Annotated in this window: 19 protein-coding genes; 6 read left to right on the forward strand and 13 right to left on the reverse strand. The window is 63.2% G+C overall.

Features of this window, described 5'->3' with window-relative positions; genetic code table 11:
* The first annotated feature begins 2 nt into the window (after positions 1 to 2).
* The 5 genes from exbD (at position 3) to QNH97_RS28030 (ending at position 5,989) form a co-directional block, all read left to right on the forward strand.
* Positions 3 to 431: a TonB system transport protein ExbD gene (gene exbD / locus QNH97_RS28010; protein WP_283554817.1), complete on the forward strand. Its 429-nt coding sequence runs from the start codon at positions 3 to 5 to the stop codon at positions 429 to 431.
* Entirely contained in the window at positions 428 to 1,183 is a 756-nt protein-coding gene (locus tag QNH97_RS28015) for an energy transducer TonB family protein (protein ID WP_283554818.1), read from the forward strand. Before exbD ends, QNH97_RS28015 begins: the two co-directional genes overlap by 4 nt.
* Positions 1,184 to 1,507: 324 nt before the next feature.
* Positions 1,508 to 2,428, forward strand: a complete 921-nt coding sequence (locus QNH97_RS28020) for a hydrogen peroxide-inducible genes activator (RefSeq protein WP_053213108.1) — start codon at positions 1,508 to 1,510, stop codon at positions 2,426 to 2,428.
* 9 nt (positions 2,429 to 2,437) lie between these two features.
* Positions 2,438 to 4,513: an ATP-dependent DNA helicase RecG gene (recG, locus tag QNH97_RS28025; protein WP_283554819.1), complete on the forward strand. Its 2,076-nt coding sequence runs from the start codon at positions 2,438 to 2,440 to the stop codon at positions 4,511 to 4,513.
* A 78-nt stretch (positions 4,514 to 4,591) separates the two neighbouring features.
* Positions 4,592 to 5,989: an aminoacyl-tRNA deacylase and HDOD domain-containing protein gene (locus QNH97_RS28030; protein ID WP_283554820.1), complete on the forward strand. Its 1,398-nt coding sequence runs from the start codon at positions 4,592 to 4,594 to the stop codon at positions 5,987 to 5,989.
* A gap of 241 nt (positions 5,990 to 6,230) precedes the next feature.
* Here the strand turns inward: QNH97_RS28030 and QNH97_RS28035 are convergent, their stop codons facing one another.
* Positions 6,231 to 7,604: an NHL repeat-containing protein gene (locus tag QNH97_RS28035; protein ID WP_283554821.1), complete on the reverse strand. Its 1,374-nt coding sequence runs from the start codon at positions 7,602 to 7,604 to the stop codon at positions 6,231 to 6,233.
* Positions 7,605 to 7,679: 75 nt separating this feature from the next.
* The gene (locus tag QNH97_RS28040; protein WP_283554822.1) at positions 7,680 to 8,063 is read right to left on the reverse strand and encodes a helicase; all 384 of its coding nucleotides are present in this window, start codon (positions 8,061 to 8,063) and stop codon (positions 7,680 to 7,682) included.
* 443 nt (positions 8,064 to 8,506) lie between these two features.
* Here QNH97_RS28040 and QNH97_RS28045 point away from each other — a divergent pair, with 443 nt between their 5' ends.
* On the forward strand, positions 8,507 to 8,887 hold the full coding sequence (locus tag QNH97_RS28045; RefSeq protein WP_283554823.1) for a DUF6124 family protein: 381 nt from the start codon (positions 8,507 to 8,509) through the stop codon (positions 8,885 to 8,887).
* A gap of 617 nt (positions 8,888 to 9,504) precedes the next feature.
* Here the strand turns inward: QNH97_RS28045 and tagQ are convergent.
* The 11 genes from tagQ to tssJ all read right to left on the reverse strand — a co-directional run bounded on the left by tagQ (position 9,505) and on the right by tssJ (position 25,287).
* A complete protein-coding gene (gene tagQ / locus QNH97_RS28050; protein WP_283554824.1) occupies positions 9,505 to 10,446 on the reverse strand; it encodes a type VI secretion system-associated lipoprotein TagQ in 942 nt (313 codons plus the stop codon).
* 85 nt (positions 10,447 to 10,531) lie between these two features.
* A complete protein-coding gene (locus QNH97_RS28055) occupies positions 10,532 to 12,259 on the reverse strand; it encodes a formylglycine-generating enzyme family protein (protein ID WP_502944474.1) in 1,728 nt (575 codons plus the stop codon).
* Positions 12,252 to 13,448 carry an ABC transporter permease gene (locus tag QNH97_RS28060; protein WP_283554826.1) on the reverse strand — a complete coding sequence of 399 codons (1,197 nt, stop codon included), beginning with the start codon at positions 13,446 to 13,448 and terminating at the stop codon, positions 12,252 to 12,254. Before QNH97_RS28060 ends, QNH97_RS28055 begins: the two co-directional genes overlap by 8 nt.
* On the reverse strand, positions 13,448 to 14,164 hold the full coding sequence (locus QNH97_RS28065; RefSeq protein WP_283554827.1) for an ABC transporter ATP-binding protein: 717 nt from the start codon (positions 14,162 to 14,164) through the stop codon (positions 13,448 to 13,450). The genes QNH97_RS28060 and QNH97_RS28065 overlap by 1 nt, the downstream gene beginning before the upstream one ends.
* Positions 14,164 to 17,238, reverse strand: coding sequence for a serine/threonine-protein kinase (locus tag QNH97_RS28070; protein ID WP_283554828.1), 3,075 nt, complete (start codon positions 17,236 to 17,238; stop codon positions 14,164 to 14,166). Before QNH97_RS28070 ends, QNH97_RS28065 begins: the two co-directional genes overlap by 1 nt.
* Positions 17,235 to 17,966, reverse strand: a complete 732-nt coding sequence (locus QNH97_RS28075; RefSeq protein ID WP_123343511.1) for a PP2C family protein-serine/threonine phosphatase — start codon at positions 17,964 to 17,966, stop codon at positions 17,235 to 17,237. Before QNH97_RS28075 ends, QNH97_RS28070 begins: the two co-directional genes overlap by 4 nt.
* The gene (gene tagF / locus QNH97_RS28080) at positions 17,967 to 18,620 is read right to left on the reverse strand and encodes a type VI secretion system-associated protein TagF (protein WP_283554829.1); all 654 of its coding nucleotides are present in this window, start codon (positions 18,618 to 18,620) and stop codon (positions 17,967 to 17,969) included. It abuts the gene before it with no gap.
* Positions 18,617 to 22,117, reverse strand: a complete 3,501-nt coding sequence (gene tssM, locus QNH97_RS28085; RefSeq protein WP_283554830.1) for a type VI secretion system membrane subunit TssM — start codon at positions 22,115 to 22,117, stop codon at positions 18,617 to 18,619. The genes tagF and tssM overlap by 4 nt, the downstream gene beginning before the upstream one ends.
* Positions 22,114 to 23,424, reverse strand: coding sequence for a DotU family type VI secretion system protein (locus tag QNH97_RS28090; RefSeq protein ID WP_283554831.1), 1,311 nt, complete (start codon positions 23,422 to 23,424; stop codon positions 22,114 to 22,116). Before QNH97_RS28090 ends, tssM begins: the two co-directional genes overlap by 4 nt.
* A gap of 6 nt (positions 23,425 to 23,430) precedes the next feature.
* A complete protein-coding gene (gene tssK / locus QNH97_RS28095) occupies positions 23,431 to 24,765 on the reverse strand; it encodes a type VI secretion system baseplate subunit TssK (protein WP_283554832.1) in 1,335 nt (444 codons plus the stop codon).
* Between the two features lie 15 nt (positions 24,766 to 24,780).
* On the reverse strand, positions 24,781 to 25,287 hold the full coding sequence (gene tssJ / locus QNH97_RS28100; RefSeq protein ID WP_283554833.1) for a type VI secretion system lipoprotein TssJ: 507 nt from the start codon (positions 25,285 to 25,287) through the stop codon (positions 24,781 to 24,783).
* Positions 25,288 to 25,336 lie beyond the last annotated feature (49 nt).

Here is a 25,336-nt window from a genome sequence, read left to right on the forward strand (position 1 = left end):
CCATGGGCCTGCATTTGAAAGAAGGCGCAGACGACGATCTGGCCGAGAACCACGAAATCAACGTCACGCCGTTCATCGACGTGATGCTGGTGCTGCTGATCATCTTCATGGTGGCCGCCCCGCTCGCCACCGTGGACATCAAGGTTGATCTCCCGGCCTCGACGGCCAAGCCATCGCCACGGCCGGAGAAACCGGTGTTCCTGAGCGTCAAGGCCGACCAACGCCTGTTCCTGGGCGAAGACGAGGTCAAGACCGAAAGCCTCGGCGCGACCCTCGACGCCAAGACCCAAGGCAAGAAGGACACGACGATCTTCTTCCAGGCCGATAAAGGCGTGGACTACGGCGACCTGATGAACGTGATGGACGCCCTTCGCAGCGCCGGATACTTGAAGGTCGGCCTGGTCGGACTCGAGACGGCGCCCAAGAAATGATCACGACGCGCCAAAAGCTGACGCGTTACAGCGGTAGCCTGGCCGTGGTGCTGGGCGTGCATGCGCTCGCCATCGCGCTGGCGCTGAACTGGACGTCACGCCCACCCATCGAATTGCCACCCCAGGCCATGATGGTCGAGCTGGCGCCGGTTCCAGCCCCGCCACCGCCTGCACCGCCGAAAGTCGTCACACCGCCGCAGCCTCCTGAACCGGTGGAAGAACTGCCGTTGCCTAAACTCGCCGAAGCAGAGAAGCCGGAGATTTCCATACCCAAACCGGTCAAGCCCAAGCCAAAGCCACAACCGCCCAAACCCAAGCCTGTGGAGAAAAAGCCGGAGCCGCCGAAGGAAACCCCGTCGGAGAAAAAGCCCAGCGACACTCCGCCGACCCCGGCACCGACCGAGAAATCCGCGCAACCGGCCCCTGGCCCGTCCCCAGCGCAATCGGCGGCCAAGGCCAATTGGCAGGGCACGCTGCTGGCGCATCTGGGCAAGTACAAAAAGTACCCGCTCCGGGCCCAGCAGATGAACAAGGAAGGCATGAACCGCCTGCGCTTCGTGGTGGATGCCGAAGGCAACGTGTTGTCATTCGAACTGGTGGGCAGCTCCGGTACGGATTCGCTGGACCGGGCCACCTTGGAAATGATCCGCAAAGCCCAACCGCTGCCCAAGCCACCGGCGGAGCTGCTGACTAACGGCACTATCGAACTGACGGCGCCGTTTGTGTATTCCATCGAGAAGCGTCGGCGCTGACCGAACCTGGCAACTCGGTAGCAGGTGAATCCTGTGGCGAGGGAGCTTGCTCCCGCTGGACTGCGCAGCAGGCCCTGGCCCGATCAACACGATCTGCCTGATGCAGCGCATTCGCTGGTTTTGGGGCCGCTTCGCGGCCCAGCGGGAGCAAGCTCCCTCGCCACAATAAGTACAACCGACAGAAAGGCATCGAAAGATGCCTTTTTCATACCCGGCAACGACCCAGCAGACATTGGACAGTGTCACACCGCGCCTCCACTCTGATAACGTGCGTCTATCGATTGCAGCCGGTATGCTTGGCTCGCAACTTCATGGACGCTTGCTATGACCCTCACAGAATTACGCTACATCGTCACCCTCGCCCAAGAACAGCATTTCGGCCATGCGGCCGAGCGTTGTCATGTCAGCCAGCCGACGCTGTCGGTGGGTGTGAAAAAGCTTGAAGACGAGCTCGGTGTGCTGATTTTCGAGCGCAGCAAAAGCGCCGTGCGCCTGACCCCGGTCGGCGAAGGTATCGTTGCCCAGGCGCAAAAAGTCCTGGAACAAGCCCAAGGCATCCGCGAACTGGCTCAGGCCGGCAAGAACCAGCTGACCGCCCCGTTGAAAGTCGGTGCGATCTACACCGTCGGCCCGTACCTGTTCCCGCACCTGATTCCGCAATTGCACCGGGTTGCCCCGCAGATGCCGTTGTACATCGAAGAAAACTTCACCCATGTGCTGCGTGACAAACTGCGCAACGGCGAGCTGGACGCGATCATCATCGCCCTGCCGTTCAACGAAGCCGACGTCCTGACCCTGCCGCTCTACGACGAGCCGTTCTACGTCCTGATGCCGGCCCAGCACCCCTGGACCCAGAAAAAAACCATCGACGCCGCCCTGCTCAACGACAAGAGCCTGCTGCTGCTCGGCGAAGGCCATTGCTTCCGCGACCAGGTGCTCGAAGCCTGTCCGACCCTGACCAAGGGCAGCGAAGGCGCCAAGCACACCACGGTGGAATCCAGCTCCCTGGAGACCATCCGCCACATGGTCGCCTCAGGCCTGGGCATTTCGATCCTGCCGCTGTCGGCGGTGGACAGCCATCACTACGCCCCTGGCGTGATCGAAGTCCGCCCGCTGACGCCGCCCGTGCCGTTCCGCACCGTGGCCATCGCCTGGCGCGCCAGCTTCCCGCGGCCCAAGGCCATCGAGATCCTCGCTGACTCGATCCGCCTGTGTTCCGTGGCCAAGCCGCCCACTGCCAAGTAAGCCGATGTCATGACTGAGCTGTCGAAGGTGCCGGTCACGACACTCAAGGGTGTCGGTGAAGCCATGGCCGAGAAGCTGGCCAAGGTTGGCCTGGAGAACCTCCAGGACCTGCTGTTCCACCTGCCGCTGCGTTATCAGGATCGCACCCGCGTGGTGCCCATCGGCCATTTGCGTCCCGGGCAGGACGCGGTGATCGAAGGCACCGTCAGCGGCGCAGACGTAGTCATGGGCCGCCGTCGCAGCCTCGTGGTGCGCCTGCAGGACGGCACCGGCGGGCTCAGCCTGCGCTTCTATCACTTCAGCAATGCACAAAAGGAAAGCCTCAAGCGTGGCACCCGCGTGCGCTGCTACGGGGAAGCGCGGCCTGGGGCGTCCGGGCTGGAGATCTATCATCCGGAATACCGCGCCATCACCGGCGACGAGCCGCCGCCTGTGGATGAAACCCTGACCCCGGTCTATCCCCTCACCGAAGGCCTGACCCAACAACGCCTGCGCCAGCTCTGCCAGCAAACCCTGACCCTGCTGGGCCCCAGCAGCCTGCCCGACTGGCTGCCCACGGAACTGGCCCGGGATTACCACCTGGCGCCGCTGGCCGATGCGATCCGCTACCTGCACCATCCGCCGGCCGATGCCGATGTCGACGAACTTGCCCTCGGCCATCACTGGGCCCAGCACCGCCTGGCGTTCGAAGAACTGCTGACCCATCAGCTGTCGCAACAACGCCTGCGCGAAAGCCTGCGCTCCCTGCGCGCCCCGGCCATGCCCAAGGCCAAGGATCTGCCCGCCCGTTACCTGGCCAACCTGGGCTTCGCGCCCACCGGCGCCCAGCAGCGGGTCGGCAACGAAATTGCCTACGACCTGAGCCAGCCCGAGCCGATGCTGCGCCTGATCCAGGGCGACGTCGGCGCCGGCAAGACCGTGGTCGCCGCCCTCGCCGCGCTCCAGGCCCTGGAAGCGGGGTATCAAGTAGCGCTGATGGCGCCTACCGAGATCCTCGCCGAACAGCATTTCATCACCTTCAAGCGCTGGCTCGAACCCTTGGGCATCGAAGTTGCCTGGCTGGCCGGCAAGCTCAAGGGCAAGAACCGTATAGCTGCCCTGGCGCAGATCGCCGAAGGCGCACCGATGGTGGTCGGCACCCACGCGTTGTTCCAGGACGAAGTGCAATTCAAGAACCTGGCGCTGGCGATCATCGACGAACAGCACCGCTTCGGCGTGCAACAGCGCCTGGCCCTGCGGCAGAAAGGCGTGGGCGGACGGATGTGTCCTCATCAATTGATCATGACCGCCACGCCGATCCCGCGGACCCTGGCCATGAGCGCCTACGCCGACCTCGACACCTCGATCCTCGACGAGCTGCCCCCCGGCCGCACCCCGGTCAACACCGTGCTGGTCACCGACACCCGCCGAGTGGAAGTGATCGAGCGCGTGCGCAGCGCCTGTGCCGAAGGACGGCAGGCCTACTGGGTGTGCACGCTGATCGAAGAGTCGGAGGAGCTGACCTGCCAGGCCGCCGAAACCACCTATGAAGACCTCACCGCCGCCCTCGGCGAGTTGAAGGTCGGGCTGATCCACGGCCGCATGAAACCCGTCGAAAAAGCCGCGGTCATGGCCGAGTTCAAGGCCGGCGCCCTGCAGCTGCTGGTCGCCACCACGGTGATCGAGGTCGGGGTCGATGTACCTAATGCCAGCCTGATGATCATTGAGAACCCCGAGCGGCTGGGCCTGGCGCAGTTGCATCAGTTGCGCGGGCGCGTGGGTCGGGGCAGCGCCGCCAGCCATTGCGTCTTGCTGTATCACCCGCCGCTGTCGCAGATCGGCCGCCAGCGGCTGGGCATCATGCGCGAAACCAACGACGGCTTCGTCATCGCCGAAAAAGACCTCGAACTGCGCGGCCCCGGTGAAATGCTCGGCACACGCCAGACCGGTCTGCTTCAATTCAAGGTAGCCGACCTGATGCGCGACGCCGATCTGCTCCCCGCCGTACGCGACGCCGCCCAGGCTTTGCTGGAACGCTGGCCCGACCACGTTAGCCCGCTGCTGGATCGCTGGCTGCGTCATGGACAGCAATATGGCCAAGTGTGAGCATGCTCTCAGTTTCCGGGCACACCTGCCCGGCAAGCTGGTTATACTGCTGAACTTGTAGGAAAACGGATACAGACCATGACTGACGCTGCCCTCGTCCCAGAATCCCCGCACGCTCCGTCTGTTATTCGGCTGCTGCTCGAAAAACTGGGCATCGCCTTTGACGAAGTGCTTGATCGGTCGGGCTTGAACCCTGCTCGCAAAGTGCAAGCTGTCCTGCTGCACGACGCCGTTGGCGCGCTCATGGTGCTGTTTCCCCAAAGCCAGCTGCTGGACCTCAACCGCCTCGCCGAACTCACCGGGCGAAAACTCACGGCGGTGCCTACCGACCGCCTGGAGCGTATGCTCGGCAAACACAGTCTGAGTCTGCTGCCCGGCCTGCCCGCGCTGACCAGCTCCCCCTGCCTGTACGAAGAAAGCCTGCTGCGCGAGCCGAAACTGCTGATCAACTCCGGCGAGCCGGGGCTGCTGCTGGAAGTCACCAGCGAGGCCTTCAAGACCATGCTCACCAAGGCCAGCGCCGCGACGTTCGGCGAAGCCGTGAGCAACATCACCCCCAACCTGGACCGCCCGCACGACGACCGCGCGGAAATCACCCAGGCCGTCCAGGCGTTTACCGCCCGGCGCATCCAGCAACGGCTGGAAGAAACCATCGAGATTCCGCCCCTGGCCGAAACCGCCCAGAAAATCATCAAGCTGCGGGTCGACCCGGACGCGACCATCGATGACATCACCGGCGTCGTCGAAACCGACCCGGCCCTGGCCGCACAAGTGGTGAGCTGGGCGGCGTCGCCGTACTACGCCTCGCCGGGCAAGATTCGTTCGGTGGAAGACGCCATCGTGCGGGTGCTGGGCTTCGACCTGGTGATCAACCTGGCGCTGGGCCTGGCCCTGGGCAAGACCCTGAGCCTGCCCAAGGACCACCCGCAACACACCACCCCGTACTGGCACCAGTCGATCTATACCGCTGCTGTCATTGAAGGCCTGACCCGCGCCATGCCGCGCGCCCAGCGCCCTGAAGGCGGCCTGACCTACTTGTCCGGCCTGTTGCATAACTTCGGCTACCTACTACTGGCCCACGTGTTCCCACCGCACTTCTCGCTGATCTGCCGGCACCTGGAAGTCAACCCGCACCTGTGCCACAGCTACGTGGAACAGCACCTGCTCGGCATCAGTCGTGAGCAGATCGGCTCATGGTTGATGCGCTACTGGGACATGCCCGACGAACTGGCCACCGCCCTGCGCTTCCAGCACGACCCGCACTATGACGGCGAATACGCGGCTTACCCGAACCTGGTGTGCCTGGCCGTGCGCCTGCTGCGCTCGCGCGGGATCGGTTCCGGTCCGGACGAGGAGATTCCCGATGCTCTGCTCGAGCGCATAGGGCTGTCTCGGGACAAGGTCAATGACGTGGTCAGTAAAGTGCTCGAAGCCGAAGCGCTGCTGCGCGAACTGGCTTCGCAGTTCAGCCACTGACCACCGGCTGATCGATGAGCTTGTGGTGAGGGAGCCACCGCCACGTCTTCGACGCTGCGCTGTCGCGCAGGGAACTAGAACGACGTCCACGAGATATCTGTTTTTGATCGTTCCCACGCTCCGCGTCACGTTTCAGAAGCGGAGCGCTCCTGTTCCCCTAGCGGCATGCAGGGGAACAGGAGCGATAAGGATGTCATTCAAGCCCGTCTTTCTGACGGAGCATAGCCCGCGTCGCGTATAACTAACCCAGATAGCGAAGGACCCAATTGTTATTTCTGTCAAAGCCCGAACCGCTTATAACGATTCGTCTATCATCCATGTCTGCCATATCTGACGGGGGTCTAGACCCGTCAGGCCCAGCATAAACAACAAAGCCTTGCCCGTCGTTGAATTCCGAATCTAAAGTGCCATCATCACGATAACAAGCGGTCAGCGTACCACCGTCATGCAACTCATTGCTCCCAAATCCGACAGCGATTATTGAACCATCATTACGCGCATTGCAGTTGGACCACCAAAAACTCCCGTAAGAAAACTTAGAGTACAGCGGTTGTCCTTCGTTAAATAGCGGATCGTAATACCCATCACCGTCGAGCACCACCATAAAGCCGCTGTAATTCCCGCCACTAGCAACATAGCCCGCCAGTACTATTCTTTCAGTCCCATCTTGCCTCATATTCACTGCAACATGGCCGAGCCTGGAGTCGGCATTTGTGGGAATTACTACTGGCGCACCATTGTTGAAGCCCGCATCCGGACTACCTGAATTATCAAAGCGTACTATAAACGCCCCCCGATACGTATCATCGCCATATACGCCAGTTGCCACCACGCGTCCATCCGACTGAACGGCGAATCCTCCGCGCAAAAGCCACTGATATTCGACGCCAGGAAGTTCGACAATTGCTCTGCCCCCATTAAAATTTTCATCAAAAGAACCATCGGACTTCAGGCGATTCACCACAACCCTGGCTCGCCCAAAGAAATCAATCTCGTCGATTAAAACTATGTTGCCGACTGGATCTTCTAACGCAGAGTACCGCCTTCCTCCCTGCGCTCTTCCTAATGGTTCATCATTTACTTGCAGGCTTCCAGCCCCTTCGCTTTGTTGCGAACGATTCCAGCCTAAAATCCTAACCACACCGTTATTTCCGAAGGTGGTATTGAAAGTACCGTCCGAGCGCAACTTTATTATTATGCTATATACATTTCCATTTTCCGGGTATCTAAAGCGAACCAGAGCTCCTCCATCCGCAAGGGCATTAATACCACTCAAAGCCTCACCTGACATAAAAGGTAGCTCAGTGTAACCGGCTCCCGAATCACCGAAATTGGTATCGAGTGTCCCGTCTTCATTTAAACGAACAACCACCACCGGCGCCCTTACTCCTAATAACGGCATGATAGCAAGCAGCTTATTGTCCGGAAGAGCGCAAAGCGCCGGCACGTTGTTTGCGCTGATTTCCGGTATCGGAACGAGGAGTACTCCATCGGTGCCAAAAGATGGATCAAGGGTGCCTGGCTTTAAATTTTTGCTTGGAGTAATCATGGCATTGCTTCCACTAAAAATGATGTCCACATTGACATCAAACCAATGAAAACCTAAACCAAGCACTTACACACCTGTCAGAGTTAACAGTTCGATTTCTTTAATCGGAATAAAAATTCATTTAATGAGCGTAATTCCTCATTAAGGCTTCGGCTTGGCCTTCCTCGGCTTCAAATACTTGGTCAGCCCCTGGAACCAGATCACCAGCGCCGGGTTGCCCTTGATCTGAATCGACTGGTCCTGGATCCCCGTCATGAATGCCAATTGCTTGTTCTTGGCCTGCATCGTGGCGAAGCCATAGGCGGCGTCCTTGAAGGCGATGGAGAATGCCGGGGTCGGGTAGGTGCCGGACTGGCTGGTGATGCGCTGGTCTTTCACGGTGAAATGCCGGGCGACTTTGCCGTCCAGGGTTTGCAGTTGGAACACCAACTCTTTATCGCCCAACTGTTGCTGGAACGCCGGATTGCTTCGACTGGCCTTGCCCATCAACCACCCCAGCATCCACAGCAGAAAACGAAATTTCATGGGCACCGCCTCGTGAGAAAAAGATGAATGGCGGGCAGTTTAGCGATTCCTCGGCGGAACGCCATCATCGGATCGCTTTAGCGGAAGATGAATGTTTTTTCTTGCATGATGACTGCTAAGTCACGTTTTAGCGGCGGGTGATTGCGGCTTTCGTTGGCCTTCAGGATCCTCGGACATTTCCTTCAAAACGCTGGGCTGTTCATGAACTAGGCAGGCCTCTGAAGCGCGGCTAACCTCTGTTCGTCATCGCAAAAAACGGTGACACGGACGTGCAAGTCCGGTACATATCGGCGCGCAACTGCTATGGCGGCTGTGCGTGGGAGACTCTCAAGGTCTGCCGGGGTCCGATATGCCCGGTCTTGCACACCTACGCACGGCTGCCACCTTAATTCGGTGCAACGAACGGTGGCAGCTTTCTTTAAAATACATATCGGGATACATCTATGTTCAAGGTCACTCCTAATCCGCCACAAAGCGGCCACAAATCCCGCGTCCAAGCGCAGGAAGAAAAAAAGCTCGAAGACGCCGCCACCCGCGCCCTCGACTACTACCTCAACCCCCAACCCTCCCCGCCCGAACCCGACAAAAACCAGCTCTTCATCGTCTCGCCCCACATCGACACCGAAACCCTGCTGGCCAACGCCTCCGAAGACCTGCTCTCCATCAGCACCATCGCCGCCGACCTGGCCGACGACGTCGACGACTCACGCCGCTGCGTAGCCCTGGCGATCAGTCGCATGGCCGATGGGGTTCAGTTGCTGGTTGAGCGGGCGTTGGATGATCTCGAAAACAAGGGAATGGCGGCGCCTGACGCCAAGGGGTAGCGCTGGCATTGATGCAAGCTGAGCCGACGCCATCGCGAGCAAGCTCGCTCCCACAATTGGATTGGGTACAACCGCAGGAGATAGGCCGGCTACCAGGCCGTCTTCGCGAGCAAGCTCGCTCCCCACAATTGGATTGGGTACAACCGCAGGAGATAGGCCGGCTACCAGGCCGTCTTCGCGAGCAAGCTCGCTCCCCACAATTGGATTGGGTACAACCGCAAGAGATAGGCCGGCTACTAGGCCGCCTTCGCGAGCAGGCTCGCTCCCACAAGTGGATCGGAGTACGACCGGGAGAGCCAGGTCGGCTATAAGGCCGCCTCGCGGCGGACGTTGATCTCGGCGCCCCGTTAACCACGATGGCCGAACGTAGGTATTGCGCAGTGGGCATCCCGGCATGGATGCCGGGATAGCCGCGCTGGGCCAGGGATGGCCCTTCGCGGCGGCCCACGGAGCAATGCCTACGTTCGGGCATGCCGAGCCCTAGCGAGGCACCGAGTGGTGGGGCACAAGCGCTTTGGTTACTTTCGCGCTTTTCGAAAGTGACCCGCTGTAAGAGCGGAACCCTAAGCAGCCGTTACCGCAGCAACGGATATGTACCCCCCACAAAACAACCTCAATCAAACATTCGGGCAAGGAACCGGTGCCCAGTCGCCCAGGTCCGGGTTTTTGCACATGCTGTTGACCTGAGTGGTACCGGCACTGGCAACCTGCTTGCTTTCATCCTGCTTCACCTTGGCGGTCTGCAGGGTTTTCTCAGTGGTCACCGCCTCTTTCGGCACCACTGGCAGGTCTTTCTTCTTGGCCGGTTGTACGATCTTGTTCTTTTTCTTGGTGCTGGTCTGAGCCACGACCGGCGTGGTGTCAGCAGTGGCCACGGTCACCACATCAGTACGCTGCACACCCACCTGCTGCAGGTCTTTCTCATAGGCCTGGGTGTAGTTGTTCAGATCTTCCGAGGCCTTGCCGTTGACCGCGACAATCAGGTCGTTCGACTCTTTCAGGCCGGAGACGATTTCTGCCAGGCGCTTGCGGCCTTCAGTATCGTTGACGGTCTTGGCCTTGCGGTCGGCAACCAGTTTGCTGAACGCATTCTGGTAGCACTGCTGCGAAGTCTTCGCGTAGGCGGTGCTGCGGTCGATGTCGGAGACGCTTTTGTTGACGTCGGTAGCGTAGGAAGCGATGCGCTGGTTGTCATCGGCGATCTGCTTCTGGCGCTCGGTGTAGTAACCGGCGGCACCACCGGCCAGGGCGCCGCCCGCAGCACCGATGGCGGCGTTGCGACCACGGTCTTCCTTGTCGGCGGTCAGGGCGCCCAGCAGCGCACCGCCGACCGCGCCGACGGCCGCGCCGGTGACAACCGACTTGGTCATGTTGCCTTCGGTGGAGCGCAGGTGCTGCACCGGCTCGTAGCAGTTAGGGTAGTACTCGACCTTGGTGCTCGAGGCGACCTTGGAAGTCGGCGACGTGGCGCAGCCGGTCAGTACGGTGCTGAAGCCGACAGCGACCATCAGCAAGTGACGCTTGGAACCCGAAGCAAAAGGTTTACGGGAGAAAAGCATAGTTGTGTTCTCGTTTAAGTTTTGACCAGCTCAGCGCGGCGCCATCGCCGCCTGAGTCCCTTCCAAGCTCGCTGACAACGAATGCTCAAGACCGCTGAGCACTCGATGCGAGCAATTCCTTCAATATCGCCGCCGGGTCGGCTCGTTTTTGCTGACGATAGTCCCCGACGTGACGAACGAATAACGTTGCGCGCGCCACGAGGCTCTTGCCCAGTACCGGCTTGCGCTCCAATTCTTCCTTGATGCGTTGAAACTGCGCCTGGATCACGGCATCGGTGTAGCGCGTGCCGGTGGCCAGGTTGTCGATATAAATCGCCACCGCGCCATCGAGCGCACTGCGACCGTTGTCGATGGCCGTGGCAAACAGCTGGGCGCTGGCCTCGTCCTTGGCGTCCAGGGCCACCTGCCGACTGTTCTGCAGATTGGTCAGGCGAATGTTGTAGTTGTTGACGGTCTCGGCCACCAGGGCCGAGGACTGAATCAGGTTGCCCGCCGCTTCCTCGCGCTGCTGGGCGATGAGCGAGACGTTGCGCTTGAGCTCTTCGTTGACCAGCCCCAACTCAGCTTGCAGGCGCGGGTCGACGCTGGCGGCGATGATGCTGTCCAGGCGCTTGGTCGGGTCGTCGGCGTCGTCGATGGCATCGGTCAGGGACGCGAGGCGACCTTCTTTCTGCCATTGGGCGAACAGTTCCTTGTAGCGCGAACGCGGCGCCGACAAGGCCCCGACTGCCACGCGAAAACCGGTGGTTTCGTTGCTTTGTTCGGTGCCGTCGGCGGCGAACAACGGGTACTCGCGGCGCATCCCGGTGAACAGCGTGCCCTCGCCTTCCAGGTAGTTGCCGCCCTTGACCACGAAGCCGCCATAGGCGCCCTGACGGCGACCGGCGTGCACCAACTGGAAGGATTCCTGGACCATTTCAGCCGCATTGCCAACCACGTCGAACAGACCAATGGGGTTCGGCAGCTTGGTGCCGATGGGCATCAACCGCGCCGCCTGGCCGGTGCCGCCAGCGACTTGGTTGAACACCGCCCAATCGGCCAACGGCCCGTCACTTTCACTGCCTTCCAGGCGCCGGGGAAACAGGCGCCCTTCCAGGTCCTGACGGCTCACGGCCTGCCCGCCACGGGCGGCGAACTCCCACTCGACTTCCGTCGGCAAGCGCACGAAACCCAACCCGCCGTCTTCGGCAGAAGAGCCGCGGCCACTGACCGGCAACAGGTCCTTGTGGTGTTTCATCAGCCAGGCGCTGTACACCGCCGAGAAGCGCTCCGCCTCGAACTTCGACAGCTTCACCTTAGGCAAACGCCCGGCCACGCCTTGGGGCAGCTCGGCTTGCAGGGCCTCACAGGCCGGTGCCGGTTCGCCACTGGCCAGCGATTGCGCCTGGGCCATGACCTGGGCGTACTGGCGCGCGGTGACCTCATACTTGCCGATGAAGTACAGCATCGGCTTGAGCGGGGTCTTGGCGTCGGTCTTGGGCATCAACGGCGTGATGGTTTTGTTCCAATCCTTGGGCAAATCCTTGAGGGTGAACTGGCCGTTGATGAAGTCCCGTCGGTAACCGGAAATGAACGACTGCTGGTAACCAGCCTCACCTTCGCTGAACGGATAACCGAGGCTGATTTCGCGGTCGTCCAGGGTGCCTTGGGCGAGGATGTAGACGTACCGGAACACCATTTGCCCTTCGCACGGCAGCGGCAGGCTGACGTCATCAGGCAACGGCTTGGGGTTGTCCAGCTTGTCGCTGCCTTCATCAGCCCAGGCCAGACCGGCCAGGCTCAGCGCCACGGCGGCGCCCAATAACTTATACATCGCGAATTCCTTCACAGGCCTGGATGCGCGCCACTCGCCAGCCGCCACACGCTGCCGCCACGGCACTGACGCCGAGCACGGCCAGCAAGGCCAAGGTGTAGTGACGCACGAGCAGATGGCTGGCGTACTCGCCCGGCATCTGCGCAAATAAATGATTCAGGCCCGACTGCGCCAGGCCATACAGACCGGCACTGAGCAAGGCCGCAAAGGTGGCGCTGTAGAGCGCCTGCAACACCACGAACAACAACAGCGCCGCCGTGGAAACCCCCAGCAGGCGCAACACCGACAGCTCCCGGCGCTTGCGCTCGACCGCGGCCAGGGCGCCGGCAAAAATCGCCGCGAACGCTCCGGCCAAGGCCAGCCCAGCGATGATCCAGAACACAATCGACAGGTTGCGGCTCAACGATTGCACTTGTGCGATGGTCTGGGCTTGGGTCGACACCAACAAATTCTGCCCAGCGAAATACTGCCGCAGCGGCTCGACGTCACTGAGGCGGCGCGCGTACAAGCGAAACGCCGGATACACCCGCTGCCCACTCACGCCCACCGCATCACCCGGCCAACCGAACGCGGGCACGGCACGGCCGTCGCGGTAATCCTCCGCCGTCTCCAGCAAGGCCAGCGGCGCGAACAAACCGTCCCGGGCAAAGGCTTCCAGTGGCAGCACGTGCGACACCTGAACCCGCGTGCGCTGCGCCTCGCTGCGACCGGCCACCTGGCGGCCGAAGCTGGCCTGCAACCAATCGCCCGCCTTGGCGCCGAGCTTTTCAGCGGCGGTCTGGCTGAGCACCACTTGATCCAGGCCTTGGGGCACGGGCAGGCGGTCGAGCAAGGGATCGTTGGCTGCCGTGGGGATCATTTCCACGGTGACGGCCGCCGCGTCGCTGCTCAAATCGGCGGTCGCGGCGATTTGCCGGGTACGCGGCAAGGCGAAGGCCACGTCGCTGCGCTGGGCCAATTGCTCGATGAATTCGGCACTGAAGCGGCCACCGCCCAAGGGAATGATTTCCCGGGTGGCCGGATCGTTCTGCAGGCGTTCGGTGAGGCTGCTGACCAGGCCGAATTTCAGGCCGAACAACACCAGCAACGGCGCCACCACCGCCACCAGCGCCAGCACCGAGCAGGCCGACAGCCAGGCATCGTTGCGGTAATCCTGCCAGGCCAAGGAAGCCACCAGCGCGCGGCGCATCAGCAAGCCTCCCCGAGGGTGGCGGTGACACCGCCGTCGTCGTCACGACGGCAACTGATGCGCCGCACCTGCAAACCGCTGGCACGGGCCAGCGCTTCGTCGTGGGTGGCAACGACGCAGCACACACCGTGTTCACGGGCCTGGGCTACCAGCAATTGCATGACACGCTCGGCGTTCAGCGGGTCGAGGGCGGCGGTCGGTTCATCCGCCAGCAACAGTCGCGGACCATGAGCCAGGGCCCGGGCACAGCTGACCCGCTGGCGCTGGCCGACGGACAAGTCCGCTGGTTTCTTGTCCAGTTGATCGGCAATGTCCAGTTGCCCAGCCAAGCGCGTCACGCTGCCGTCATCCTTCAAACCCAACAGTTTTCGCGACAACTCGATGTTGCCGCGCACGTCCAGGAAGCCCAACAGGCCGCCGGTTTGCAGAACATAACCCAGGTGACGACTGCGCAGCTCGGCCAAGGTGCCCTGTTGCGACCCACGCCACAATTTGGCGATGTCCAGCGGCGCATTGGCAGGGCTGAAGTCGAAGCGCCCGGCCTGATCCGGCGCCAGCACCAGCGCGAGCAAATCGAGCAAGGTGCTTTTGCCGCAGCCGCTGGGCCCGACCACCGCCAGTTGTTCACCGGCACGCAGTTGCAGCCGTGGAATCACCAGGCTGTAGCGCTGGCTGCCGGCGCCCCGGCTTTTGTGCACTGCGCTCATGTCCAGCATCACGGCAGCGTCGACAACGGAACGCGGTACAAGGCATCACCCGGCTCGGCATCGCCGAAACGCACCCAGTTCGCCAGATCGTTGTGGAAGGTTTCGTAGAGGCGGATTTTCGAATCCAGCTCGTCGATGAAGTCTTCCTGCTCGGCCACGCTCAACGACAGCCACAAATCCTGGGTCATGTTCAGCGACTTGCTGCGGTACGGCAGCCCTTCCAGGTACTCACCGAGAATCCCGCCGTCGGCCAGGTTGCCACCCTTGCGCAGCGCCGACGGGTCGCGGCTCATGTAGGCACTGGCGCTGGCGATTTCCTGGAAGAAATCCTTGGGCGAGCTCTGGGTCTTGCGGGCCGCGTCGACGATCAGCTTCAGCGATTGCTGCAGGTCGTTGAGTTGCAGCTTGGTCAGCATCACGCACACCTGGAATGCCGGCAACGCCGGGTTGGTCAGGTCGCGGTCGGCGGTCCAGGCGCTGACCAGTTGCGGCGCCTGGCTGGCGGATTTACGCCCCAAAAAGTCCATGTGCATCGCATAGCCGACGGCCGCCGATTTATCGGCCAGGCTTGGCGCGGCGCTTAGCAGCGGCACGGCTTGCGGTTTGTTGCTGCGCACCTGGTGCACCAGGTCGGCGAACACCGAACCGATTTCGTCGACACGCTCGCCGAACTTACGCACGTCGGCGCCCGGCACCGGGATGTACAAGTCACCGATCTGCGGGTTGGCGTCGGCGGTGAGGATGCGGTACTGGCTCTGGGCACCGGCGTGGGTTTTCTTGCCGGCGTCGCTGAGCAGGTGCAGGGCATAGATCTTGATCTGTTTGCCCAGCGCCGCCTGGCGCACTTCGGCCTCGTTCATTTGCGTGGCGGCAAACGGGTCGTTCTTGCGTAGGGCGCCGGCATCGGTGACCAACAGGATCAAGCGTCCGCCGTAACCGGACCAGTCCATGCCTTCGACGGCTTCCATGACGCCGGCAAATGCATCTTCGTTGAACGAATGGCTCGACACCGTGGACGCCTTGACCTGCCGCGCCAGGTCCATGAAGCGTTGCGGGTCGCGGCCCTGTTCGAGGCTGATCAGGGTCTTGGCGACGTATTCCAGGCCCGGGGTTTTCTGGGTGCTGCTGCGGAAACCCACCATGCCGAAACTGACGCTGTCCAGCTCGCCCCGCTCGGCGATGCGGGTTTGCAGTTGGTGGACCACGTCGCGCACCTGGTCGATGTAGGGCTGCATGGACACGGTGGTGTCCACCACCAGCACCACGGCGGTGCGGAATGCGTCGGCGTTGGCGGTGGTAATCGGCGTGTTGGTCGTGGTCCGCGGAGTGGTGCCAGGGTCGATGGACGCCACGTTGAGCAACTGCACCGGCTGGCCGTTCTCATCGATGCTCTCGCGGGAATCGAAGATCGGCAGCAAGTAGAACTGGTTCTGCGGCACGGCGCTGGCGGCCGGCTCCAGGGCCAGCACTTGCTGGTCGCTGGTCGGGTTCTGCTGGGCCTTGAGCAGCACGTTCTTGGCCGCTGAAGGGTTGGCCAGCAGCTTCTCCACTTCGCCGGGCTGGCGCAGGAACATCACCGGCGCACGGCCGGAACGTTCGGTGAACTTGAGCACCAGGCTTTGCTTCCAGTCGCTGACCTGGGCGGCAGGCAACCAGCCGTCGCTGCGCCCATCGGTGGCCGCGCCGACCCGCACCCACGAACTGCCGTCGAGGTCTTTGCGCTGATACACGTACAGCACGGAAAACGCCGGCAGCGCCTTGCCGGGCGCGGCGCCCGGTTCATCGGCGAGTTTCGCCCCTGGTTTGCTGAGCACCCGCTGGAACAGGGTTTTCTTGCCGGCCATCAGCAGCGGACGCTGGCCGCCGTCAGCCTCGGTCGCCACGGGAGGCTTCACCGGCGGCGCGACCGGAGGTTTGGCGGGTACTTCAGGAGTCTTCGGCCCCGACACTGGAGGCGTTTTCACCGACGACGTCGAGGCAATCGGCGGTTTCGTCTCTGGTTCAGCATCACCAGACAACCACCAATAACCCGCGCCACCCAAGGCCAGCGCCACGGCCACCGCAACGGCGGCCAGCGCGAACACCGGTCCTTTGTGTTGCTCCGAGACGCTGGGCTGCCGCGTCGGCTTCACCTCCGGCGCAAGCGGCTTGGGCGGTGGCGAAGTCGGTGCGGGCCCGGTCGGGATGTCGATGGACATCGGCGTCAATCCCGCCAAATCATCGCTCGCCGGCTTCGAAACAGGCAGCGGCAATGGCCGGATCAGCGTCGCTTCCGATTCTTGAGGCAGGTTATCCAGCGCCCGCAGCAGCGCCGCCGCGTCCGGGAAGCGCTCCGCCGGATCCTTGGCCAACAGTTTGCGCAGCACGTCCTGATAACGACCATGGTGCACCGGCAATTCCGGCAGCGGTTCGGTCAGGTGGGCCAGGGCCGTGGACAGCGCGTCGTTGCCGGTATACGGCAGTTTGCCGACGAGGATTTCGTAGAGCACCACGCCCAGGGCGTACAAGTCGGCGCGGCCATCGATGTCCTGCCCACGAGCCTGTTCCGGACTCATGTAGCTGGGAGTGCCAACGGCAAAACCGGCCTGGGTGAACTGGGTGCGGTCGTCCAGGGACTTGGCGATGCCGAAGTCCGAGAGCACCGCCGTGCCGTCGGCCCGGAACAGAATGTTGGCCGGTTTGACGTCACGGTGCACCAGGCCCAGCCCATGGGCATACCCCAGGGCCGAGGCGATCTGGCGGATGTAGGTCAGGCCCTGCTCCGGCGTCAGGCCCGCGGCGATGCGTTCCTTGAGCGTGCCGTTGGGCAGGTATTCCATCGCCATGTAGTACAGCTCACCGACATTGCCGATGTCATGGATGGTGACGGTGTGCGGGTGCGACAAGCGCGCCAGGGTCTTGCCTTCGCGCAGGAAACGCTCGCAGAACGTCGGGTCGGCGGCCAGGGCGGCGGCCATGACTTTCAACGCCACCTTGCGCTCCAGGGAGCGCTGGGTCGCCAGGTAGACACTGGCCATCGCGCCTTCACCGATCGGCCCTTCAATGTCGTAGCCCGGGATGACAATGTTCAGGGTCAAGCTCATGACGGCACCTTCACGACAACCACGGTGATGTTGTCCGGCGCGCCGCGCATCAAGCCCAGGGACACCAGGCTGCTGGCGATTTCGCCGGGCTCGTCGTGGCTCAGCACTTCGCGGATTTCCTCGTCTTCAACGGTCTTGTTCAATCCGTCGCTGCACAATAGGTAGCTGTCGCCGGGAACCAACAACAGCTCGACCAAGGCCAGGTTCAACTGCGCCTCGACGCCGATGGCCCGGGTGACGATGTTGGCCCGTGGATGCACCCGGGCTTCGGCTTCGCTGAGCAAGCCGCTGTCCTGCAGATCCTGGACGTAGCTGTGATCGCGGGAGATGCCTTCGAGTACGCCATCGCGCAGGCGATACAGGCGACTGTCACCGGCCCACAGGCACATGCCGCGCAGGTCACGGGTGGCCAGTACCACCACGGTGCTGCCCATCATGGTCACGCCACGGTTGGCGGTTTCTTCACGCACGGCGGCGTTGACCCGCAGCAGGTCGCTTTGCAGCGCCGCGACGTACTCGTCCAGCGAGCGGCCCACGGCGATGCTGCGCAGGCTGTCGACGATCAGGCTGCTGACATAGTCGCCCGCCGCGTGCCCGCCCATGCCATCGGCCACGACCCACAGGCCGTTCTCCGGCAGGTCCAGGCAAGCGTCTTCGTTGACCTGGCGGACCATGCCGACGTGGCTTTTGCTTGCAGACTTGAATGCTTTTCCGGCACTTGGACGCATCTACACAACACCCTCTTGGCCGAGCAAAAATTGGGCAAAATCGGCAGCGGCCGGCAGCCCCTGGCAGCGCATCAAACCGGGGGCGATGCGTTCCGAACCCAGCCCCCACCACAGACTCGCGCCCTCGCAGGCCGACTCGGCCAGGGCGCTCATGCGCCGCTGCGGGTCGGTGGCATCGAAGCGGTGCAGGCTGGCAAAACGGCTGCTTGGGGTGCGCGGCAGCGTCAGCGGGCTGTCCAAGGTTTCCAGCTGCGCGCTGAACGCCTCGAAGCTGGCCTCCACGTTCAATGTGCTAAGCAACAGGTTCTCCACCCGCTCAAACCATTCGTCCGCGCCGCCCACCACGGACGCAGGGTCCGCGTCGGGCTCCAGCAGCGCCGCGACGGTCAGCGGAAAATAGCGGCCGACCCGGTCGATACTCGGCATCACCACCCCAACCGCGGCGTCCGGCCCACACACGCCGGGCGCGACCATGAAGCGCCACAGCGGGCTGACCAGATAAGCATCCAGCCAACGCTCGCCAAGGCTGGTCTGGCTGGCGAGCAAACCCGCCGCCAGCCACGAGTCCCACGGGCTGATGAAGCTCTGGGGCAAGCCACGGCTGACGAAATCGCCGCGGCTGGCCAACTTTCCATAAAAGCCCGGCGTACTCATAGCCGCTCCGGCAGGCTGAAGCCGCTGAGCACCCGGCTCCTGAACGGGTTGAAGGCGCTGTTGGCCCGCAGCTCGTAAGAAGCGCTGGCGCCATCGACCCGCAGCCGCAGGTTGAAGCGATCTGGCGAGTTGCCGGCGGTCAGGTCCGATTGCTCCAGCAGCCGGAACCAGGCCCATGGCCCATCCAGGGTGATACCGGAGCGACCACTGGCGGACGGCGGCATGATCGAGATCCGCACCACGCCGATGCTGCCCGGGTTCGGCCATTGCATGGCGGTCGGGCGGCTCGGGCCGTGGTCGTAGCTCAATTGCTGGCCGTCCAGATCCAGCAGGAACTGGGTGATGGTCGAGTCCATCGCCACCGGCTTGAGTTCGAAACGCACCATGGGTTGGGTGCCACCGGAACGGAAGAACGCATCGCGGATGGTCGCCGCGCGCTGGAAGGTTTGCAGCACACCGGGGGCGATGCCGAGCTTCTGCGCAGCGCCCGGCTGCCAGCGCCAGGTCGGGGTGGAGGTGTCGACGTAGGGTTGCAGGTACTTGCGGAAGTAGTTGTCCATCACCCCGCCGACGCCGAAGAACTGACCGAAGTCATCCAGGGTCGCGTCCCGCGCACTGCCCGGCGACATCGGATAACGCCCGGCCAGGGACTGGCGGTAGATATTCACCACTTCGCTGGTCCAGGCGGCGTTCAGTTGATTGCGCACCCCGCCCATCATGCTGTTGGTGGTGGAGTTGACCACCGACTTGACCAGGCCCTGCACCAGCGGCGGCTGGCGTTCAGCGTTGAGGCTGACCCGGGTGGCAGCGGCGGTGGCCTGGTTCTTGGCTTCGCCGAGCAAGGCGTCGCCGCTGGCACCGACCATGGCGCTGACCTGCACGTACAGGGCGTTCATGTCCGCCAAGAGGCCGTCAATGGCCGCCGGTTCGCCTTCGTTTTTATTGACGATGCTGTTGAGTTCGGCGAAGTGCGCGGTGATCGGGTCATCGCTGGCCTGCGGTGCGTTTTGCGTCGCCTGCTCCTGGCCGAGCAAGCTGCCCAGGCGTTCCTTGAGCTTGTCCACACCGCCCCCCTCCGGCGCGGCTTGGGCGGCCAGCAGGCGTTCGTCCTGTTGCAGGTCGGTTTCCTTCGCCACCGCCACCAGCAGTTTTTTCAACGGCGAGGTCGGCCCGGAAATCACCCGCAGCACATCGGCGGCCTGGGCCACGCTGGTGATCGGCACGAAGTCGATATCGGCCAGCAAGGCGTCCCATTGGCGCAGATAATCCTGGAAGTACAGGCGGCGAACATCGGCGGCCAGGCTGGCAACGTTCTGCTGATCGGCCTGTTCGTGGCCCAGCACCCATTGTTCTTCAGCCAGGGTGCCGGTCTGGCTCAGGCTGGTGAGCAGGAAGCCTTGGCGGTAGCCCTTGACGGTGAAGAAGCCACTCAGGGGTTCGCCCAACGGCTTGCCGCTCTTGCGGCTGAACACCAGCGCGGCGTCACGCCCAGCGGCTTCGTTGATGCGAAAGTCCGGTACGCCCTCGGGCAGTTTCTGGCGCTTGATCCGGTCATAAACCCGCTGGGCCACGGGTAATTGTTGCAGTTGCCGGCGCAGGTCTTCGATCAGTCGCGGATCCAGGCGCGCGGTCGGCGGACGCCGCTCGAACAACGCCTGCAAATGCTCACTCAAGGCCAGGCGTTGCTCGGCCGGCAGGTCACGGGGCAGGCTGCGGTCCCAATCGAGGGCGATCCAGGCCTTGATGAAGTCGGCATCGTAGTGCTCGGTGTCGGCGAGCATCAGGTAGGCCTTCAGGCCTTCGTAGAGGAAGTCCGAATTGCCACCGCCGTGCAGTTGTTCTTCGACGCGCGTCAGCAAGCGTGGCGCGAACACGGCGATCAGCAACTTGCGGTAGACGCTACCGGACTCGGCTTCGAGCATGTCGCCCTGGTACAGGCCCAGGCCTTCGGCCCAGTCGGGGGCGTCATCGGCCAGGTGTTTCACGGCGTTGAGCAGCGGCAAGACGGCGAGTACATCCCGTTGGGCCGGGCTGAGGTTCTGCACGGTCTGGCCCAGTGGTGCGACCTTTTGATCGACCTGGGTGATGTACGCCTGGTTGGCGCGGTAGCTGATCCACCACAACGTCCCGACCACCAGCACCACGGCCACGGTGGAGGCCAGTACGCCCCGGGCGATCCACTTGCGCCGCCGCTCGACCTTGGGGTCTACGCCCACCAGCCCACGCTCGGCAAAGGCCACGGCGGTGAAGAGTTTTTCGATGAAGTAGCTGCGTCCGGTGCCGGTCTGGCGCGCCAGGTGCTGACGGTCCAGGTTCATGCTCTGGGCCATGGAGCCGATCAAGCGATCAATCGGGCTGCCTTCCTGAGTGCCGCTGGTGAAATACACGCCACGCAGCAACACGCGCTCTTCGAAGGCGTTGGGTTTGAACACGCCCTCGAGGAAACTTTGCAGGCAATCTTTCAGCGCGCCGAACTGCTGCGGGAAGCCATAGATCAGATCGCGCCGCGCCGGGTCGCGCTCTTGCTGCAAGCGTTCCACCAGGCGGTCATTGAGGCGTTGCTCAAGGCCGGTGAATTCGCTTTGCAGGTGCGCCAGCGGGCTGTCGTTGCCCTTGCCATCGTCCAGGGTGAAGGTCATGCCCCAGACCTGGGCGCGTTCTTCCTTGCTCAGGGTGTCGAAAAACTCCATGAACCCGGGCACCAAGTCGAGCTTGGTGAGCATCAGGTAGATCGGAAAGCGCACGCCCAACTGGGTGTACAACTCCTGGATCCGCAACCGGATCGCCGCGGCATGGGCGGCGCGCTCGGCGTCGCTGCCCAGCAGCAGGTCGGACAGGCTGATGGCGATGAAGGCACCGTCAATCGGGCGACGGGCCCGCTGTTTTTTCAGCAGACCAAGGAAGCCCAGCCACGCGGCCTTGTCGACGGTCGCGTCGCTGTCCTGGGTGGTGTAGCGCCCGGCGGTGTCGAGCAGGACGGCCTGATCGGTGAACCACCAATCGCAATTGCGCGTGCCGCCCACGCCGCGTACCGCACCGGCGCCCAGTTGCGCGGCCAGGGGAAAATGCAGCCCGGAGTTGACCAGCGCGGTGGTCTTGCCCGAACCCGGCGGGCCGATGATCACGTACCACGGCAGTTCATAGAGATTGCGCCGCTCGTCACCGCCCAGCTTGGCTTTCTTGAGCAGGGCCAGGGCTTCGTCCATGCGCTGGCGCAGAGTTTCGAGTTCCTCGGCGGTGGCGATGCTGGTCGGGTCAGGCGGCGTTTGCGCGGCCAGGCTGCGCATGACTTCGGCGGCCTGGCGACGGGCCTGGATGATGCGAAACACCCGGTAGGCGATCCACACCGCGAACACCAGGATGATCAACGCCCAGCGCCGGCCTTCGGGCACCAGCCACTCCAGCAGCGGGCCGACGAACCAGATGATTAGGCTCAGGGCGATCAGCCCCAGCAATGGGATGACCCAGCGGGTCATAAAACTGAAAAACGCCTTCACTCGACCCCCTCCGCCAATACTGTGATTTCAACCCGACGATTGCGCGCACGTCCCTCGGTCGTGGCGTTGGACGCCAGCGGCTCGGTGTCGCTGCGGCCTTCGGCACTGAAGCGCTCGGGCTGGCCGGTCTTGGCCGAGAGAATCTCCAGCACCGACCTGGCCCGCGCCTCGGACAACGCCCAGTTGGACGGAAACCGGAGGGTGGCAATCGGGCGGTTGTCGCTGTGGCCGGTCACCAGCACCTGGCCCTTGACCTTGCGCACCGCATCGGCAATGCGCAGCATCAACGGCTGGAAATCATCCTTGATGCTGGCGCTGCCGGAGGCGAACAGTTCATCGCCGCGAATGGTCACCACCGAGCGATCCACGGCGTCTTCCACGGCAATCCGACCGGCCCTGATTTCATCGGCCAGGAAACCGGCCAGGCGTGGGCGTTCGATCACCTTCGGCTGCACCACGGGACGGTCGATGGCCTGCACTGGGATTTCACCCAGGAAATGAATGTTCTTGAACACCGGTTCGGCGTCGGAAGCCAGTTTCATGCGCAGGCCGAACAGCAACGCCAGCAGCAAGGCGGCGCCGATGGCCACGGCGATCCACGGCGGCATGAATTGCGCCAGGCGATCCCGGGCTACGGTGACACCGCGCCAATGGGGCGACAGCTCACGCTCGTAGTCGCCACGGGCGCTGCGGATCACCGCGCTGGTGCGCTCGCGCAACGCTTCCAATTGGCTGCGGCCGTCGTTCATCACCCGGTAGCGCCCCTCGAAACCGAGGCACATGCACAGGTACAAAAGCTCCAGCAGGTACAGGCGTTCCCGCGGACTTTGCAGGCAATGCTCCAGCAACTGGAACACCTTCTCGCCGCCCCAGGCTTCGTTGTGCACGGTGATCAACAGGCTCTGCTTGCCCCAATCGCTGGTGCCGCCCCATGGGGTGCTCAGCACGGCTTCGTCCAACGCAGTGCACAAGGCGTAGCGAGCCAGCAGCACTTCATTGCGAGCCACGCCGGCGGCCTCGGCGCGCTCTTCGAACTGGCGCAGGTAGGCCAGCAGTTGCGCGCGCAAACTGGCGGGTGCCGGGTGGGCGATGGTGCTGCGCAGGCGCGTCAGCAAGGCCAGCAGCGGGCCGGCAGCGCTCTCCAACGGGTTGAGGCCTTGGGCTTTACCGGTCAGGACCGGTGCGGCCGGCATTGACAGCGGCGCAGGCGCCGGTGACGGCTGTGGACGGCCAGCGTCCGGGCGGAAAGGATCCCCGCCACGGCCGCCGGGTGTCGGCATGAATTGGGTACGATCGTCGTTGCTCATCGCGGTTTATCCTCGGATCGCCCAGAAAGCCAGGTTCAGCCCTGGGAACTGGCCGGCGATGTGGAATGCAAAGCCGCCAGAGTTGCTCAGTTGCTGCCAGTGCTCGCTGCCCCGGTCGAGTTCGTAATAGGTGGAACCGGCGTGGTAGGGAAGCTGCCGTGGCGCCACCGGCAACGGCAACAGGCCGATGCCGGGCAGTTGCAGGTTGACCAGGTCGCGGATGTGCTCCACCGAACCGACCTTGCTCTGCTGGCCGAAGCGGCTGCGCAGGGTTTCGGCCGGTACATCGGCGCGCACCACCAGGATGAAACTGGCGCTGTCGAGCAGGGTCTTGTCGGCCAGCATCGCCACGTGGACGCCGTAGGCTTTCTCGACAATCGGAATCGGCGTGGCGCGGCTGTCGATCAACATCGACAAGGCTTCGCGCAGGGCTTGCATCACCGGCGCGTAACTCAGCGCCAGGTCATCGTGTTGGTATTGCGGGTATTCCTGCGGTCGTCGCCCGGAAGCGGTGAAGGTGGAGAACTCGCCGGCCAGGCTCACCAGCTCGCTGTAGAAACGCTCGGGGTGCAAGGGGCTCAACTGGCTCAGGTGCTGGATCAGCGGCTGGGCGCGGTTGACCAGTTGCAGCAGCATGAAATCGGCGATCTCCGAAGCGCCACCGGCGCCGGAAGCCACCACCCGCCCGGCGAGGGCTTCGCCGCGTTGATGGAGCAAGCCCAGCAGTTCGCTGCGAAACGCCGCCAACGGTTTGGAGGCGAGCACATCCAGCAGCGGCGGGATGTAGCTGTCGTCGAGCACCAACGCACGGTCAGCGCGTTTTTCCTTGATGCGTACCACACCGACGGCGGCGTAATCGCCGATACCATCCTGTGCAGTCAGCAAGCGCAACGCCCGGGACCCCAGGGCGACCGGCGCACGGTTTTCGAAGGGTGCGTTGTCGTCGCGCACTTCGCTCACCTGGCTCACGTAGCGCGCAGCGCCCAGGTCTTCGCCTTCATCCACCGTGTCACGGGCACCGGCGCGCTTGAGTGGCAAGGCCAGGTACACCAGGCCATCGCGCAGGTTGTCATCGACGTTCAGCGGTGTGGGCGCCAGGTCATCCTGGGGAATGTTGAAGGGCGTGCCGTCGGGCAACAGGCCGCGCGCCGAGATGATCGCCAGTTTGCCCTGGGCCAGCAGGCCCTGATCGATCAGCAATTCGGAAAAACCCCAGGCGCCGGCCGACAATGGGCGGCTGCGGGCGTCGATGAGGTTTTCCAGGTAACGGTCATGCTGCTGGAAGTGCTGCGTTCCAATGAACATGCCTTCCGACCAGACCACGCGATTGTTCCAGGACATGGGGGCTCCGATTGCTTATTGGGCAGGGCTGGATGGGGGAACGACGACGGCGCTGCGCACGGCGCGCACATCGAGGCTGATCTGGTATTCGGTGTATTCGCGGGCCGGGACATTGATCACCGAGCGCCACAGCGACTGGTCCAGCTCGCGATAACCCACCAATAGGCCGATATGCCGCGTGGCCGGGTCGAGGTCGCGTTGCAGGCTCAACTGCTGGCCGGGTTGGATCAGCACTTCGTCTTGATCGATCAGGTCGGCGCCCAGCGTGGCCTGGGCCCGTTCGGCCAGGGCGAAATAATCCGAGCGGCCGAAGGTGGCGGCATTTTTCAGTTCGAAAATACGCACCCGCACCGGGGCCGGCTGGCCGGTGGCGCCGGGGTTGAGCCCGGAGATGGCGTGAAAGTGCAGCTCGACGGCGGCGGTGTCGGCCTCAGCTTCTTCGGGCTGGAGGTTGGCCGCATCCTTGGCGCACGCCGTCAGCAGAAGCGCGGCGGCAACTGCGAGTAAAAACCTGGGAATCATCCTGCGTCCTCAATGACGTTTGAGCTATCCGTTGTTGGCTTATCGGTAT

The organism is Pseudomonas sp. G2-4 (assembly GCF_030064125.1).
Taxonomy (GTDB): Bacteria; Pseudomonadota; Gammaproteobacteria; order Pseudomonadales; family Pseudomonadaceae; genus Aquipseudomonas.